13 protein-coding genes are annotated in these 16,879 nt (G+C 63.4%); 7 read left to right on the top strand and 6 right to left on the bottom strand.

The genetic code is table 11. The annotated features are described in order from the left end of the window. Positions 1-135: 135 nt before the first annotated feature. Together ACE10Z_RS29875 and ACE10Z_RS29880 are read right to left on the bottom strand one after the other, a co-directional pair. Entirely contained in the window at positions 136-798 is a 663-nt protein-coding gene (locus tag ACE10Z_RS29875) for an AAA family ATPase (RefSeq protein ID WP_375783963.1), read from the bottom strand. A 15-nt stretch (positions 799-813) separates the two neighbouring features. Continuing rightward, positions 814-2,049, bottom strand: coding sequence for a glycosyltransferase family 4 protein (locus tag ACE10Z_RS29880; RefSeq protein WP_375783964.1), 1,236 nt, complete (start codon positions 2,047-2,049; stop codon positions 814-816). Between the two features lie 197 nt (positions 2,050-2,246). Between ACE10Z_RS29880 and ACE10Z_RS29885 the strand changes: the two genes are divergently transcribed. Then, positions 2,247-3,182 carry a hypothetical protein gene (locus ACE10Z_RS29885; protein ID WP_375783965.1) on the top strand — a complete coding sequence of 312 codons (936 nt, stop codon included), beginning with the start codon at positions 2,247-2,249 and terminating at the stop codon, positions 3,180-3,182. Positions 3,183-3,207: 25 nt separating this feature from the next. Continuing rightward, on the top strand, positions 3,208-5,763 hold the full coding sequence (locus ACE10Z_RS29890; RefSeq protein WP_375783966.1) for a glycosyltransferase: 2,556 nt from the start codon (positions 3,208-3,210) through the stop codon (positions 5,761-5,763). On the opposite strand, the gene ACE10Z_RS29895 is transcribed toward ACE10Z_RS29890, so the two are convergent. Next, positions 5,704-8,052 carry a glycosyltransferase gene (locus ACE10Z_RS29895; protein WP_375783967.1) on the bottom strand — a complete coding sequence of 783 codons (2,349 nt, stop codon included), beginning with the start codon at positions 8,050-8,052 and terminating at the stop codon, positions 5,704-5,706. The two genes, ACE10Z_RS29890 and ACE10Z_RS29895, sit on opposite strands and share 60 nt — an antisense overlap. A gap of 228 nt (positions 8,053-8,280) precedes the next feature. Between ACE10Z_RS29895 and ACE10Z_RS29900 the strand changes: the two genes are divergently transcribed. Beyond that, positions 8,281-9,588: a UDP-glucose dehydrogenase family protein gene (locus ACE10Z_RS29900; protein ID WP_375783968.1), complete on the top strand. Its 1,308-nt coding sequence runs from the start codon at positions 8,281-8,283 to the stop codon at positions 9,586-9,588. A 151-nt stretch (positions 9,589-9,739) separates the two neighbouring features. Here ACE10Z_RS29900 and rfbD read toward each other — a convergent pair whose 3' ends face one another. Beyond that, positions 9,740-10,651: a dTDP-4-dehydrorhamnose reductase gene (rfbD, locus tag ACE10Z_RS29905; RefSeq protein ID WP_375783969.1), complete on the bottom strand. Its 912-nt coding sequence runs from the start codon at positions 10,649-10,651 to the stop codon at positions 9,740-9,742. Further along, positions 10,651-11,205 carry a dTDP-4-dehydrorhamnose 3,5-epimerase gene (rfbC, locus tag ACE10Z_RS29910; protein WP_375783970.1) on the bottom strand — a complete coding sequence of 185 codons (555 nt, stop codon included), beginning with the start codon at positions 11,203-11,205 and terminating at the stop codon, positions 10,651-10,653. The genes rfbD and rfbC overlap by 1 nt, the downstream gene beginning before the upstream one ends. Before the next feature lie 109 nt (positions 11,206-11,314). On the opposite strand from rfbC, the gene rfbA reads away from it, so the two are divergent. The 3 genes from rfbA (at position 11,315) to ACE10Z_RS29925 (ending at position 14,016) form a co-directional block, all read left to right on the top strand. Beyond that, positions 11,315-12,226 carry a glucose-1-phosphate thymidylyltransferase RfbA gene (gene rfbA / locus ACE10Z_RS29915; protein ID WP_375783971.1) on the top strand — a complete coding sequence of 304 codons (912 nt, stop codon included), beginning with the start codon at positions 11,315-11,317 and terminating at the stop codon, positions 12,224-12,226. Then, entirely contained in the window at positions 12,216-13,283 is a 1,068-nt protein-coding gene (gene rfbB, locus ACE10Z_RS29920) for a dTDP-glucose 4,6-dehydratase (protein WP_375783972.1), read from the top strand. Before rfbA ends, rfbB begins: the two co-directional genes overlap by 11 nt. 85 nt (positions 13,284-13,368) lie before the next feature. Then, the gene (locus tag ACE10Z_RS29925; protein WP_375783973.1) at positions 13,369-14,016 is read left to right on the top strand and encodes a hypothetical protein; all 648 of its coding nucleotides are present in this window, start codon (positions 13,369-13,371) and stop codon (positions 14,014-14,016) included. A gap of 102 nt (positions 14,017-14,118) precedes the next feature. Here ACE10Z_RS29925 and ACE10Z_RS29930 read toward each other — a convergent pair whose 3' ends face one another. Further along, a complete protein-coding gene (locus ACE10Z_RS29930; protein WP_375783974.1) occupies positions 14,119-15,348 on the bottom strand; it encodes a glycosyltransferase family 92 protein in 1,230 nt (409 codons plus the stop codon). Between the two features lie 447 nt (positions 15,349-15,795). Between ACE10Z_RS29930 and ACE10Z_RS29935 the strand changes: the two genes are divergently transcribed. After that, positions 15,796-16,785 (top strand): hypothetical protein, encoded by a 990-nt coding sequence (locus ACE10Z_RS29935; RefSeq protein WP_375783975.1) that lies wholly within the window; start codon positions 15,796-15,798, stop codon positions 16,783-16,785. Positions 16,786-16,879: the final 94 nt, after the last annotated feature.

Genomic DNA, 16,879 nt, shown 5'->3' on the forward strand with positions numbered 1-16,879 from the left:
CGCGCTTGCGGGCCATTTTTCCCGCGGTTTCGGTGGACGCCGGCGTCAGATGAAGCGGTAGCTGCGGCGCGGGATTTCTTGTTCTCCTGCAGGCATGGTTAGCCTGATGTGAAGCAGCCGGATCGCTTTGCCAATCTAGACCGTCACGCGCTGCCGGGGTGCGATCCCGCACCAGCTCATGACGAGATCGGCGAGCGTCTTGATCTCGATATCCGCGGGCGTACCGCTGGCGAAATCGGCAACCGATTGTCCCAGCGCGACGGCGCGAACATAGGCCGAGCGGCTTCCGATCGTCGGCCCGATCTCTTCGTCGAGCGTATCCAGCTCCTCGATCAGCTGCTGGCCCTCGAGCGTGCGCTGGTCGACGCGGTTCGGCACGATCATGGCACGGAGCGCGGTTCGCCGCGTCGCGCGCACCTCGCGCACGATGTCGAGCGTCCTTGCGGTGGCCTCGATGTCGAGGCCGGACGGCGTACATGGCATCAGCACGATATTGGCGACCGCGAGCACGGCGCCCAGCACCCGGTCGTTGGGCGCGGAATCCACGACGATGATCTGATGCGGAATCTGGCGCATCAGCTTGGCCCATTCGGCAACCGGCCGGGTTTCCGGATCAAGCTGGTAGACGGGGAACGACAAATTGCCGGGCTCGGCCCAGTGACAGGCGGACGCCTGGGAGTCGGCGTCGACCAGTCCCACCACGCCCGTACGCCGATCCAGTTCTGCGGCCAGCAAGACCGCAAGCGTCGTTTTACCGACCCCGCCCTTGCGCTGGGCAACCGAGATGACAAGCGGCATCGCTAGCTCCTGGCGTTAGCCCCCATGCGTGCGCAGGAGGACACCCTCATCAACGAGCGTCAGCATCCGCGGCAGACAGACCCGCTTTGCGTCGTAATTGTCTCGCACAAAGCTCCTCGCCTTCATCCGCATCTTTTTGAAGGCTTTCGGTCGTGACAGCACCGAGACTACCTGATCCGACAGCGCATCAATATCAAAAAACGGCGCCAGCAGGCCGTTGCCGTCCGAGATGATATCGCGAAGCGGAGCCGTGTCGGATGCCACCACCGCACATCCCGCACTCATGGCTTCCAGCAGCGACCATGACAGCACGAAGGGATAGGTCAGATAGACGTGCACCGAGGAGATCTGAAGCAGCGCGAGATACTGTTCCCGGGGGATCCGGCCGAGGAAATGCACGCGGCGCAGGTCGATGTCCGACCTGATCTCGTCCAGGAACATCGACTTCCAGCTCGAGCCCTTGGGCGGGTTCGCGCCGTAGGATGTCCCGCTGCCGCCGACGATCACCACCTGCGCATTCGGCCGCGCGGCCAATATCCGCGGCAGCGATCGCATGAAGATATGGAATCCGCGCACCGGCTCGAGATTGCGCGAGACGTAGGTGATCACCTCGTCGTCCGCCGACAGTGTCGCGCCGTTCGGAAGCTGAAACCTGGCGACGGGATTGGGCTTCACCTCGTCGGTGTCGACGCCCTCGTGGATGACTTCGATCTTGCTCTGAAACTCGCTGGGAAAGGTCGACCTCTGCCATGGCGTCGGCGAAACGCCGGAATCGCATTCCGTGAGCGCCAGCAGCGTCGTCGCGTTCTTCAGATGGAGTGCGACATTGCCGTCGAGTCCCGTCATCGGAAACTCGGGATCGAAGCCGACGTCCCTGCCCTCGGCGCCGTAATAGAATTCGCAATAGAGGATGATCCGCGCTTTCGGAAACATCGTGCGCAGCGGCAGCGTCTCACCCCAACCGGGGTGCGCGAAGATCAGATCGGGCACGAAGCCCTGCCCCGACAACGACGACAGCGCATACAGGACCTCTTCGGCACGCCGCGCCTCGACATCGAAGCGGCGGGCAAAGGGATGGACCATCGCGGAGTCCGACTTGGTCGTCGAATATTTCAGCAGCCGGATATCCCGCGTCGTGCTCGCGGTCGATGAACCGACCGCAACGACCTTGTTTCCGGGCTGCTCCGCGAGCGCGCGCGCAATGTGGCGGTACTGGGCTGGAAAGTTGTTGTGGACGAAGAGGACGTTCATTGGCGGGCGGGCGCGCCCCCCGGCCGCGCGGTCTTCGATTGGGGTCAGACTCGAGATCATGACCGGCAGGGTGTCTTCGATATGCACGTGCGAACTATCTCACCGGATTAACATTAAGCCCCCTTCTATCACATCAATTTTTGGGGCACACTGTGTGAGAAACATATCGACCCATTCCGTTAGGCTCGCAGGCGACCATGAACGAACAGATTCAGCAGAAAACCATTGACCTGGCACGAGGGCTTTTCCTGGTTCGCTACAATGGCGCGGAAGACAAGACATCACCTCCGGTGGTGCGCGTCTATGCCGATCGCGCCAGCCTTAACAATTGTAACATTATTACCGGGCCCGATGCGGCCAATGGAACCCTGTTTGCGCCCGAGACCGCGCTGGTCGTGTCGGTCGCCCGGCCAAGCCGTTTGATCGTCGAGGTCACGGCGGGGCGCACCGGCGGGTCGACCGCCGCCAATATCAAGATCGAGCCCCTGACCCAGGGACAACCGGCCGTGCAGCCGATCGGTCAGCCGGCCAGCCAGCCATCCGACACCTACGAGCCCGAGGCCGGCCCCGAGGAACTGAGCGACCTCAAGCTGCTCGCGCATGTCGCGGGTTTGGGGGATGTGGCGGTCGGCCCGAATACGTGGGTCGCAGGACCGGCCGCGCCGGCGCGCATCGAGGGAATTTCGCTCGAATGGCCGAACAAGCCGCATGATCTGAACCTGCAATACGCGGTCAAGTTCGCCAGGCCGCAGCGCGGCGACAACCAGTTCGTTCCGCTCGGAACCTTTGCCGGAACCCGGGGACGCGCGCTGGCCATCACGGGGTTCTCGCTGGAAGCCACGGGCCCCGGCGCGGATCGCTACGCCATCGCCGCCGAAACCATCTTCCTCGGGGCTCCCGCCCTGCGCGTAACCGGGAACCGGATTGTGGTGTCGGGCCCTTCAGGCCGGGAACCCCTGGTGGGCCTCAAGCTCAGCCTCGAAGAGCACCGGGCGCAGGCAGCGCCCCTGGCGCCTCGGCAGCCAAGGCACGCTGAACCCGCTCCCCCGATGCCGCGCCAGGAGGCACCGCGCCTCGAGGGACGGGTACGCGTATTCCGGAGCCGGCAGAACGCCGTCAAGACGGCGGGCTGACCATGCGGGCAGACAAGGGCGACATTTGACCGCCGACGCGCGCAGGATCGCCTTTACGTCCAGAACGCTCCACCACGTCGATCTCGAGCGAGCCGCTGTCGGGGCGCTCGAGGCACGTGATTTCCGTCGCGCGTTCGCGCTCGCCGACCGCCGCTGCCGGATCTTGCCGCATCCGGGCGCCCGTGCCCATTTGCTGCGCGCAGAAGCGCTGTTTCGCCTCGATCTCAAGGATGCAGCGGTCGCCAGCGTCGCCAGGGCGCTCGAACTCGAACCGGACGATCTTGCCGCCGCGCGGCGGATGATGGCTTGGGGCGACGGCCTTGCGCAGATCGAAGCCGCGCGAAGCGTCGCGCGGCGCGATGACGATCCGGATTCAGTCAGGAGCGCGCTCCTGCTGCTCGAGCAGAACGGTCAGGACAGTTGCGCGCGCATCGACTTCCTCGATGAGGAGGTGAAGGGATGGGTGACGTGGCGAGGAGCTGATGACCCCCACCTTTCGCTGGCGCAAGCGGATCAATCCAGCACCGTCCAGCTTCCCGCCGATCCCCGTCACAGGTTTGCGCTCTATGGGCGACGCGCTGCGAGCTTCCGCCTGATGCGGCCGGCATCCGCGACCTCGCAACGCCTCGAGATCGCGCAGGCGGGCCGCATCATCGCGAGCATCCAACTCCCAGCCAACCGCGCGCCGGATCGTCGCAACGCGCCACAACGGCCGCCTCGCTCTGATAGCGCCGAGGCTTCGCCGCTCACCATCATCATCCCGGTCTACCGGGATCTGGCCGCGACGCGTGCCTGCATCGAGAGCGCATTGACGGCCGTGGCCTGCACGCCGGGCGCGACCATCGTCGCCGTCGATGATGCGTCGCCCGAGCCCGACATCAAGCGCCTGCTCGGCGAACTGGCATCCGAGCAGCGCATCCGGCTGCTGACCAACGCACACAATCTGGGCTTTGTCGGCGCGGTCAACCGGGCGCTTGCCGAGACCGATACCGGCGACGTCGTGCTGCTGAACTCGGATACGACGGTGCCGAAATACGCGCTGCAGCGCTTGCGAAGTGCCGTGCAATCGACGCCGGGCGTGGGCACCGCGACCCCGCTCTCCAACAACGGCGAATATACCAGCTTTCCAATTCCGAACCGGTCGAACCCCCTGCCCTCGCCCGACGAGCTGGAATTGCTGGACGAGCTTGCCGGCGCGGCAAATTCCGGGATCGCCATCGACATTCCCAACGGCATCGGGTTCTGCCTCTACATCACCCGCGAATGCCTCGACGCCGTGCATGAACTCTCCGACGACTTCTATCGCGGCTACCTTGAAGACGTCGACTTCTGCCTGCGCGCCGCGGAGGCCGGCTTCCGCAATGTGTGCATCCCGGCGGTCTTTGTCGGACACGAAGGCTCGCGCTCGTTCCTTGGCGAGAAGCGTTCGCTGGTGCTGCGCAATCTTCGCGTGCTCGAGCACCGCTACCGGCGCTATGCGACGGAGTGCGCGGCGTTCCTGCTTGCCGATCCACTCCGCGATTGCCGCGCGGCGCTTGAGCTCAAGCTGCTCGCCAACGAACGGCGCGCCGCCGGCCCGCACGTCATCCTCTGCGGCTCCGCCGTTGGCCGCGAGATTGCCATCAGGCGGTGCCGGCAGCTTGCGGCACAAGGCAGGCGCGGTCTGATCGTTCACTTCCGCGCCGAGGGACGACGCCAGCTGGCTGCGATCTTCGCTCCGGACGGCGGAGCCCCGCAGTCGATCGCACTCGACGTTGCGACGCCCGAGGGGCGCGACGCCCTTCTGAAGCTTCTCGCCGATCTCCAGATCCGCTCGCTCGAGATTGCGGAACCGGACCGCATCCCCGGCGCATGTCTCGCGCAGCTCACGCAACATTTCGCCTACGAGCTGCTGATCACCGACACCAGACTTGCGGTGCGCGCCGCGATTGGATCCGGCCTCCATCCGGACTGGACGGGTCTTGTCGAACGGGCCCGAGGCGTGATCGCGATCGGCGAAGAGGGGGCAGCCTTTTCGGTCTCGGTTCTCGGCCTGCAAGTGGTCAGGCCGAGCGACCCGCCGGCGCGGCCCGCACGGCATCCTGCCGTGGACGGCCCGACGCGTCTCGGCCTGCTTGTCCTGCACGGCAGCGCGGCGGAATTTCGCTTCGTCAAAGCGCTCAGCGATCAAATCGCCAATACCAATACAGACACCGAGATCATCGTGCTCGGCACCACCCTCGACGATCTCAAGCTGATGCAGCGGGCGAACGCGATGGTCTCCGGCGAAATCGCCGTCGACGACGTTGCGACGCTGATCGACGGTCACGGCATCACGAAACTGGTTCTCGACATCGGCGAACCGGCCTTCGGGCATCCGCTGGTCGACGCGCTGCTGGCGAGCGGATTGCCGGCCGCCGCGACGGAATGGCTTCCGACACCACCGGGACGCGGCCGCAAGACCGACCTGAAGCTGCAGCCCGGCCTTGATGCCGATGATGCGGTTGCCGCCGTCCTCGACTGGGTGGCCGAGGACGTGCAGTTACATCCCGATCGGAGGAGCAGTCGGCACAGGCGGGAGGTTGGCGCGCGGCTTCCATGATCGCGGCGGCCATGCGAGCGAAGAGAACGGCGTCGAATCCAGCCCCAGCAGCGGGCTGTAATAGGGATCGTCGAGCAGCACCTCGCCCCACTTCGCGCGCAGCATCGCCAGCTCGTGCCCGAAGCGTGCCTTGCGGTCCGGCGCGGAATCGCGGCCCCGGCTTGCCGACTCCAGGTGAACGAGTTTCGCGTCCGGCGTGAACACGATCCGCTTTCCGAGCTGGCGCAGCTTCAGGCACAGATCGATATCGTTGAAGCTGATCGGAAAGCGGATCTCGTCCATGCCGCCGACGGCGACGAAATCGCGCTTGCGCATCAAGAGGCACGCGGCCGTCACCGCCGAACATTCGTGCGCCACCTGGAGCAGATCGCCGTAGCCGGGATCACCATCCATCCGGTCGTTGAAGGCGTGCGCGGCCGAGAAATTGGCGCCCAGCACCACGCCGCCATGCTGCACGACGCTGCTCGGCCAGAGCAGCTTTGCGCCGACCGCTCCGACATCGGGAGCGGACAGCCGCCACAGCATCTCCGCCAGCCAGCCGTCGTCGAGCGCCTGGACGTCGTTGTTGAGGAAGCAGATGTTCTCCGTGTCGACGCAATCGACGGCAGCGTTGTTGATGGCCGCGAAGTTGAACGGCCCTTCGACCGAAATGACATCGATCTCGTCCGCTGAGAGACCCTCCAGATAATCCAGCGCTTCCGGTTCGCTCGAGCTGTTATCGACGACGAGAATCCGGGCGTTGGTCTCATGTGCGGCCGGCAGGACCGTCTCGATGCAGCGCTTGAGCAGTTCGGCGCGGTTTCTGGTCGGGATGATGATGGTGGTGCGCTCGCTCCAATCGACCGCGCGCCTGACCCGCACGGCTGGAAGAAGTCCTGCTTTCCGCGGCTCGACATTCGCCTCGACGCCAGTCCTGGCAAAATATGCCTGGCTTGCAGCGACCAGTTCGGCGGTTGCGGCGGACGCATCAATTCGCGGTAACGCCGCAACCGATCCCGGCAGATGATAGATTCGCTCAGCCTCCGCGCAGTCAATGAAAATGTCGTAGAGCGACGCCGCCGATCGCAGCGCTTCCACGGCCCGTTCCCTGCGCACCGCAAAGCAATACGCGCCATAGCCCTGCTCGAGTGCACGTTCGCGATCGAACGCCGAGAACGCCAGCGGCCAGACAGCGCCGGCGCCGCCCGAGACCTCGACGTCGCCATAGACGAGATCGCAGCCGGGCTCGGATGCGAACACATCGGCGAAGCGCTGCAAGGCATCTTCAGCGAGGATCGTTCCGCTCAGGCAGAAGACGAAGAACGCGCTGTTGGCGGCATCGCCGTCAACGAACTCGCGCGCAGCGCCGGAATCGAACTGACTGAATCCCCGCGCCGGCAGAGACACCGCCGACCAGGCCGGGTGCCGCTGGGCCTCCAAGCTCTCGATGCTTTCGTCCACCCTGGCATCCCCGATCAGGACGACCGCGGCCTCGGATGGAACATCAGACGGTGCTGTCGGTGTTGTCGGCGAGAAGCGCTCTTTCCAGCTGCGATAGGTGTGAAACGGCACCGAGGCAGGCAAAAGCTGATCGAACAATTGTCCGCGCAGCCGCTCGCTATCCCAGCGCCCAAGCTCCGCGATGGTCTGCTCCAGGCCACGCTCGAAAGCGACGAATGCAACCGGCTCCGAGATCAGGCTCCGTCCCGAAATTGTCCGCGCGGACAGTCCGCGCACGCGACCATCGGCAAAATGCTCGGGCAGGTGAAAATCGATCCGGCGGCCGACGCCGAACTCGCTGCCCCGCGCAACGTTGGTCCACCCTGTCGGCTTCACGGTCATCACCGGCCGTTGCGCGATCAGAATCTCGATGTCTTCGTCGACGTCCTGCGAGAGCCAGCCCTCGAAGCGCAAGCCTCCGGCCCATTTGATCTCGCCGATTCGGTGCCACTGCGCTTCCGGTGCAGCGACATCGCAGCGAATCGGAGCACCGACGGGACTTCCGATATTCGCCAGTCTTGCCTCGATGATCGCAGCGTTCGAGCTGACCTCGTCCTGCACGTTGAACGTAAAGCCAAATCGACCGTCGCCGATTCCGGCATCGGCAAGCTCTGTTACAAACTCGTCACACAATGATGACATGTATGGCTCGCCATCGACCAGCAGCTCGACGGCGTAGCGTCGGCTGGGATCGGCGCGGTCATAAACAAATCCAGAAAACGTGGTGCGATCGTATCTGGAGAATTGCGTCTGCAACGACGCGTATTCAGCTCCTGAGGGCCTCTGCTTGCCTATCGTCTTCGTGCTCATGTCCACCCCTCAAAACGGCGGCTCGATTGTCGGTCGATTTCAAGTTGAGAATGTGTCCATGGCGCGCCCAAGGTGACTAGCGAGCACACAACTGCACTGAGGCCATCACCGTTTGCACAGAAAGCCGCCGAGCTCCAACACAAACCATACGTCATAAAACTTGGCGTTATCGGCTCCAATTGTGCTAGTGCTAACTCCTCCTCTCCACACTGATCGACGAGCGGATTCATGAAGATTGCAATGGTTGGAACGGGATATGTAGGTCTCGTGTCCGGAGCGTGTTTTGCCGATTTCGGCCATCAGGTCGTTTGTGTCGACAAGGACGCGGGCAAGATCGAAGCCCTGAAGCGCGGCAAGATCCCGATCTACGAAACCGACCTCGATAAGCTCGTCGAGACCAATGCGGCCGCCGGACGGCTGACCTTCACGACGGAGCTCGCGGGCGCCGTCGGCGACGCCGATGCGGTCTTCATTGCGGTGGGAACACCGTCGCGGCGCGGCGACGGCCATGCGGACCTGAGCTACGTCTATGCTGCCGCCAAGGAGATCGGCGCAGCGCTGAAGAAGTTCACCGTGGTGGTGACGAAGTCGACCGTGCCCGTGGGCACCGGCGACGAGGTGGAACGCCTGATCCGTGAGACCCGTCCCGACGCGGATTTCGCGGTTGCTTCGAACCCCGAATTCCTGCGCGAAGGCGCCGCGATCCAGGATTTTCGCCATCCCGACCGGATCGTCGTCGGCACCGAGGACGATCGGGCCAAGCGAGTGATGGGCGAAGTCTATCGCCCACTCTATTTGAACCAGGCGCCGATCCTCTATACCGCACGACGCACGGCGGAATTGATCAAATACGCCGCAAATGCCTTCCTCGCCACCAAGATCACCTTCATCAACGAGATCGCCGATCTCTCCGAAAAGGTCGGGGCGAACGTACAGGAAGTCGCGCGCGGCATCGGGCTCGACAACCGGATCGGAACCAAGTTCCTGCATGCCGGCGCAGGCTATGGCGGCTCGTGCTTCCCGAAGGATACCCGCGCCTTGTTCAAGACGGCGCTCGATCACGACGTCCAGCTGAAGATCGTCGAAGCCACGCTGACTGCCAACGACAACCGCAAGCGCGCGATGGCGCGCAAGGTCGCCAACGTGCTCGGCGGCGAGCTGCGCGGCAAGACGATCGGCGTGCTCGGCCTGACCTTCAAGCCCGATACCGACGACATGCGCGAGGCACCGTCGATCCCGCTGATCAACGGCCTGATCGACTTCGGCGCGAGCGTTCGCGCCTACGATCCGGTCGGCATGGAGCAGGCCCGCAAGGAATTGCCCGAGATCGTGTACTGCAAGGACGCCTATGAATGCGCCCGCCAGGCGGATGCGCTTGTCATCGTGACCGAGTGGCGTCAGTTCCGCGCGCTCGATCTGAAGCGCATCAAGCAAGAAATGAAGCACCCGGTCGTCGTCGACCTGCGCAACATCTACCGTCCGGACGAGATGGCCGCGCACGGCTTCACCTACGACAGCATCGGCCGGCCGCGCTAAGCGGCCGCGCCGGCGACGAAAGCCGCCGGCACGTCCAATTCCAAAGCGCGATGAGGTTGAATCATCATCGCGCTTTGGCTTGTTGTCTCAGCATCATCCCAACGCAAGCGCCTCGCTTACGTCGCGAGGAAACCGCTTCGTGCCTTGAGCTTTAGGCGTGGGCGGGCGCGGCGAGCTGGACATAGGCGTCCAGCTCGCGTGCGAGCGCTTCCTGCCACGTCGGCATCGCGACCCCGAACTGCGTCTTGAGCCGCGTCAGATCCAGCCGTGAATTGCCCGGACGCACCGCTTTGGTCGGGAACTCGGCCGCAGCAATCGGAACGATGTTGTCGACCGCGAGCGTGACGCCACGCGACCTCAGCCCGCCGACAATAGCGGTCGCAAAGCCGTGCCAGCTGGTTTCGCCGGCGCAAACGAGATTGACGACACCGCCCCTGCGCGCGAGCTGATCGTGCAGCGTGGTGATGTTCGGCAGGACGATGCCGGCGACCGCGCTCGCAATCGCTTGTGCCGTCGTCGGCGCGCCGATTTGATCGGCCACGATCCGCAGCTCCTTACGCTCGCCGGCGAGCCGCGCGATGGTGCGCAGGAAATTCGTGCCTTTTGCGGCATAGACCCAGGAGGTACGCGCGATCAGATGCGCGCCGCCCGCCGCCTGGATCGCGACATCGCCGGCAAGCTTGCTCGCGCCGTAGGCCGACAGCGGTTCGGTCGGGCTGTCCTCGCGCCACGACCGGTCGCCTGAACCGTTGAAAACGTAGTCAGTGGAGAAATGCACCAGCGGCACACGGTTCGCCGCCGCCCATTTCGCCAGCGCTTCGGGTCCCTTCGCGTTGACCAGGAACGCCAGCTCGCGCTCGTCCTCGGCGCGATCGACGGCTGTATAGGCAGCGGGATTGATGATGAGATCGGGCTTCAGTCTCTCAAGCTCGCCCGTCAACATCTCCGGCTTCGCGAGATCGAACTCCGCGGTCGGCGGCGCGATGAGGGTGCCGTGGCCTTCCAGCAGGGGCTTGAGCGCACTGCCGACCTGGCCGCGCGTTCCCGTCAAAAGAATCCGCATCAGATTTGTCCATAGGTCGGGAGATTGCTGGCGTCGGCGAGCAGCGGCGCATCCGCATCCTTGGCCGACAGCTGTGGCTTATCGACGCCCCATTTGATCCCGATCGCCGGATCGTTCCACCGGATCGAGAGCTCGTCCTTGGGGCTGTAGAAGTCGTCGCATTTGTAGAAGAAGTCGGCGGTTTCCGAGAGCACCACGAAGCCGTGGGCAAAGCCGCGCGGCACCCATAATTGGCGGCGGTTGTCTTCGCTCAATTCGACCGCGACGTGCTTGCCGAAGTTCGGGCTGCCGATACGCACGTCGACGGCAACGTCCAGCACCTTGCCGCGCAGCACGGTCACGAGCTTGCCCTGGGTGAGCGGGTTTTGCAGGTGCAGCCCGCGCAACACGCCGTAGGCCGAGCGGGACATGTTGTCCTGCACGAAGGGGCGCGTGATGCCGTGCTCGATATAACGGGGCGACTGGTAGGTCTCGAGGAAGAAGCCGCGCTGGTCGCCGAACAGCTTCGGCTCGACGATCAGAACTTCAGGAAGCTCGGTCTTGATGACGTTCATTTAACATTTGTTCCAGTTTGATGCGCCCGAAATGTTAATTTCCCCCTCATAACAAACTTGTGCAGCGCACGCTATATGTTATGTTCTGATAATCAAATTGTGAGGGACCATGAAAGGCATTATCCTTGCCGGTGGCACCGGCTCGCGCCTCTACCCCGTGACCACCGTCGTCTCCAAGCAGCTGCTGCCCGTCTTCGACAAGCCGATGATCTATTATCCGCTGTCGACGCTGATGCTCGGCGGAATCCGCGACATCCTGATCATCTCCACGCCGCAGGACAAGCCGCTGTTCCAGCGCCTGCTCGGCGACGGCAGCGAGATGGGCGTCCGCTTCGCCTATGCCACGCAGGAGACCCCGCGGGGCCTCGCCGACGCCTTCATCGTGGGGCGCGAGTTCATCGGCGATGACTCGGTCGCCCTTGTGTTAGGTGATAACATCTTCTACGGCCATGGCCTGCCGAGCATGCTGTCGGCCGCCTCGGTCCGCAAGAAGGGCGCCACCGTGTTCGGCTACGTCGTCAACGCGCCCGAACAGTACGGCGTGATCGAGCTGGACGGCACCGGACGGGCGCTGTCGATCGAGGAGAAGCCGAAGCGGCCGAAGTCCAACGTCGCCGTCACCGGCCTTTACTTCTACGACAATGACGTGGTCGACATCGCCGCCCGCATCAAGCCGTCGCCGCGCGGCGAGATCGAGATCACCGACGTCAACAAGGCCTATCTCGAGCGCGGCGACCTCTATGTCGAAGTGCTCGGCCGCGGCTTCGCCTGGCTCGACACCGGCACCCATTCCTCGCTGGTCGAGGCCAGCCATTTCGTCCAGATCCTGGAGCAGCGCCAGGGCCTGCGCATCGCCTGCCCCGAGGAGATCGCGCTGCGCCAGGGTTACATCTCGCTGGAAGCCTTCGCGAGGGTGGCACAGAAGACCGCCAAGAGCAGCTACGGCGAGTATCTGCTGTCGGTCTACCGCTCGTTCCAGGGTCAGCCCCGCACTGCCGAGGTATTCAAACATGCGGTTTAAGGGATCGACGATCTTCGTCACCGGCGGCGCGGGCTTCATCGGCTCCGCCGTGGTCCGGCACTTGCTGCGGGACACCCACGCCCGCGTCGTCAACATCGACAAGCTGACCTATGCGGCGAACCTGGCCTCCCTGCCCGGCTCGACCGAGAGCCTGAACTACACCTTCGAGAAGGGCTGCATCTGCGAAGCACAGGTGCTGCGCCGGCTGTTCGAGAAGTATCAGCCCGACGCGGTGATGAATCTTGCGGCGGAAAGCCATGTCGACCGCTCGATCGACGGCCCCGGCGAATTCATCCAGACCAACATCGTCGGCACCTTCACGATCCTGCAGGAGACGCTGCGCCACTGGCGCACGCTCTCGCCCGAGAAGCGCGACCAGTTCCGCTTCCTGCACATCTCGACCGACGAGGTGTTCGGTTCGCTCGGCGACGAAGGCCTGTTCACCGAGACCACGGCCTATGCGCCGAACTCGCCCTATTCGGCCAGCAAGGCATCGTCCGATCATCTGGTGCGCGCCTGGCGCGAAACCTACGAGCTGCCGACCCTGGTGACCAACTGCTCCAACAATTACGGCCCCTATCACTTCCCCGAGAAGCTGATCCCGCACATGATCATCAAGGGGCTCGCCGGCGAGCCGCTGCCGGTCTATGGCGACGGCCAGAATGTCCGCGACTGGCTGTTCGTCGAGGATCACGCCAAGGCGCTGACCTTGGTGCTGGAGCGCGGCGAGGTCGGCGAGACCTACAATGTCGGCGGCCGCAACGAGCGCACCAACCTGCATGTCGTGGAAAGCATCTGCGACCTGCTCGACGAGGTCATGCCGGCTGCGGCGGGCCCGCGGCGCCAGCTGATCAACTTCGTCGCCGACCGGCCCGGCCACGACCGCCGCTATGCCATCGACGCCACCAAGCTCGAAACCGAGCTCGGCTGGCGCGCCGAGGAGAATTTCGAGACCGGTATCGCCAAGACAGTGCGCTGGTATGTCGACGAGCAACCCTGGTGGCGCGCGATCCTCGAGCGCGGCTACAAGGTGGAGCGCGTCGGGTTGAACCAGTAATCGTCGCTCTCTCCAAGCCGTCGGCGTGGATAGCCAACAGCAAGCCGGGAAGCGCGATGAAGATTCAACCGGATCTCATCGCGGCTTGACGAGCAGCGACCGCCTTCCGACGGTGGATTGGCAACCACCCGCCAGACAACAAATCGAGAAACCAAGGGATCCCGCCATGAACATCGCAATGGACGGTCAGGAACAGACATTGTTCAAGAGCTTCGTGGATCTCTCGACGCGCTATCTGGAGTTCGGGTCGGGAGGCAGCACCTGGCTCGCCTGCCAGACCAAGAAGGAGTGGGTTATCTCCATTGATTCCTCGTCGGAATGGCTCTCCAAGGTCGCCGACGCCACGCGCGGTGCGAGCACCCAGCCGCTGCTGCTGCACGTCGATATCGGCAAGCTGCGCGAGTGGGGTTACCCGGTGGAGAAGGAGAAGGAGAGCTCCTGGCCCGACTATCACGAACGCATCTGGGAGCGTCCGGAAAGCAAGACGGCGGACTTGTACTTCGTCGACGGCCGGTTTCGCGTGGCTTGCTTCGTGCAGTGCGTGCTTCACGCCGCGCCGGGAGCTTTCATCGCAATTCACGACTTCGAGAACCGTCCCCACTACCACTCCGTGCGGACGGTCGCGCGGGAAATCGCGCGCGCCAACAACATGTCCGTCTTCCAAAGGCCGCCAAGGATCGACGTCGATGCCGCACAGGCCCTGCTCGCGAAATACCGCCTGGAGCCGCTATAGCCGGCCAGAGCCTCTGTAGCCGGCCGCTACGGTCGACGATCAGTTCAACGCACGAAACAAAAGGGCGCGCCAATTGGCGCGCCCTTCTTGTCTTCCCCGGATTCAGCTCTGGACCAGCTTCTTCAGCTCCGGCAGAAACCGCTGGATCGTCGCGTCCTCGATATCGTTGCGATCCCGCAACGTGAAGAACTCCATTGCGCGGATCTTCTCAGGATCGCCATCGGCAAGCGGCCTGCCGCGCTCACGCTTCTTCAGCAATTGTTGCCGTGACTTGGTGTAGTAGTGATTGATGACGAGCTTGTCCCGCTTGGGCGCCGTACAGCGGCCGCCGATCGGGAAAACGGGCGTGCCGTCTTCCTGGACGTAGCAGCCCAGGACGAGCGATTGATGGGGATGCAGGTAGGACACGATGGTGTCCGGCCGAATGATCGACTTCATGATGAAATGATCCGGGAAGTCGTCCGGAGCGCGGCGTGTGAAGGACTCGATGCACAAGCCGGCCGGCCTCGCGTCGTGGCCGTTCGATCCGAAGTTCAACCAATGCACCGCCACCGCCGGCGCTGATCCAACCTCCGCCAGGACGTCCTTGACGTTGCCGGCCTTCGTCGGAAACAGGTACTCATCGGCATCGATGAAGGCGCACCATTCCGAGCAATTGCGATAGCTGTCGATCGCATGAGAGAACGCGCGCATCTGGCCAAATTCGCCCGCCACGAAATGATAGGTGATCATTTCGGGCCACGGGAAGGCTTCGATCACGGCGCGCGTGTTGTCGGTGCTGCCGTTGTCGTAGAGATAGAAGTGATCGACTCCGACCAGTCTGTGGAAGTGCAACCATTCCAAGAGGTCGTCGCCCTCGTTCTTGATGGCGCATACGACGGAGAGGCCGTGCTTCTTCCGGTCGACCCCGACATAGAGTTTCTTCGCCTCCATCACGCGCAGCAGGCCGGCAAACTCTCGCCGCAGATTTTCACTTGTCGGGGCCGCAGCGAGCGCGGAGAGATAGACGTCCTGCGCTTCGTCGGCTGACCCCATGTTGAGATCCGCGATCGCCAGGCGATGCAAGATCCGCGAGTCGGATGGCAGCTGCTCGACGAGGTCGAGAAGGATTGCGCGCGCTCCGGCGAAATCACATGCCTGCACAAGCGCTGCCGCCTTTGCAAACTGGAATTCCTTGTAGTGGCCGTATTGCTGCTCCAGCTGCTCGACCGATTGGATGAGGTCGTCGGGCTTCGGATTTGCGATCCGCCCGGAGAAGAAGTCTCGAAGCCTTGTCTCGATCTCACTTGCCGGAAGCGTATCGAGATTCACGCCTGAGCTGAAACTAGACAATGCAGGAATTTCCATGTCCAACCTGAGCCGCTCCCCACGAGATCAACAAGCAATTACCATTGGTTCGCACCACGAATTCCCTATTAGCGCACTTATCCTACAAGAATAAGGCTATAACACGTAGCGCTCACATTTAACTGTTGTAAGGTTATTTCGAGGGAAATCAATACAATAGAGCAGAGGGCTCGCTGTCATTTGCACGAAACCGTCGCACTCGACGGTAATGATCGGAGGTCGCCAATGGACGATGGGAATGCAGCAGTTCGCAAGCCGTTCGCGCTTACAAGACGGATGTTTTTGACATCGTTATCCGCAAGCCTCCTGCCCGGCTCGCTCAGCGTCCTGGGTTCCGGCCATCCTGCTGCGGCCGCGGCACCTTCCCGGCCCCTGGTCGGAGCGATCCGATGGGACGCCTGGTATTCGCCGGGCTCGCAGCCGACGGAAGCCATGAAGCAATCGCTCGGTCCCGAAAAATATCGCTGGCGAACGCCCTTCTTCGGAACGCAAACGAACCGCGATCCCAACGCGCTCGATTTTTCGGCTTCGATCGAGGCGGAGATGGACAAGGAGATCGACCAGGCCATCTTTGCAGGACTGGACTATTGGGCGTTTGCCGCCTACGGCGCAAACCACCCGATGTCGAAAGCCCTGTATGCGTTCAGAGCCCGTCCAAAGGCAGCCCAGCTGAGATACTGCATGTTCACCGAGCTCGGGCGATGGGGATCGGCAGCCAAGCTATCCTCGCTGCCCCAGGAGCACATCGGCCTGATGGCGGACAAGAACTATCTGAGGGTGGAGAACGATCGGCCGCTGTACTTCCTCGGCTTCATCAAGGGAGCGGACGTGCAGCGAAGCTGGGGCGGCGTGCAAGGTCTGCGCACCCAGCTGAGCAAATTCAAGTCCGACGCGAACGGAGCAGGACTCGCGGATCCCTACGTCGTGCTGGCGGGAGACACGAAATTCCTGAGCCAGGAGGCCGCCAATCTCGGCGCCGACGCGGTCGGGTCATACGCGATCACAACCGGCAACGGCCGCGGCAGCTTTGCAGATCTCGCGAAGTATGCCGAAAAGGGCTGGAATGATCTGGCCGCGAGCCAGGTCCCGGTCGTGCCCACGGTGATGACCGGATGGGACAGGCGCCCGCGCATCGAACGTCCCGTGCCCTGGGAAAAGTCGCAGCGTCCCGGCGATGGCGTCACCAATTTCTATGCCGCGCCGACGAAGAAGGAATTGGCCAGCCATCTGGCGCAATCGATCAGCTGGGTGAACAGCCGTGCGCCCGATCGCCGGGCCCCCGCTGTGCTGATCTATGCCTGGAACGAGAATGACGAAGGTGGCTGGCTGGTCCCCACCGTGCCCTGCCAGACCGATCGCCTGGAAGCACTGCGCGAAGTTCTCAAGACGACCGCAAAGACGGCGTCGAAGAACCTCTGCTAGTCGGTTTCGAGCGAAGTGCGGCGCGGCTTGCATGAAGCCGCGCCGCACTCTCAACCAAGGCTCCGTTCCGATTGCATCGGAACGGAGAAGGCAG

The sequence above is a fragment of the Bradyrhizobium sp. Pha-3 genome, from assembly GCF_042258615.1.
Classification (GTDB): Bacteria; Pseudomonadota; Alphaproteobacteria; order Rhizobiales; family Xanthobacteraceae; genus Bradyrhizobium.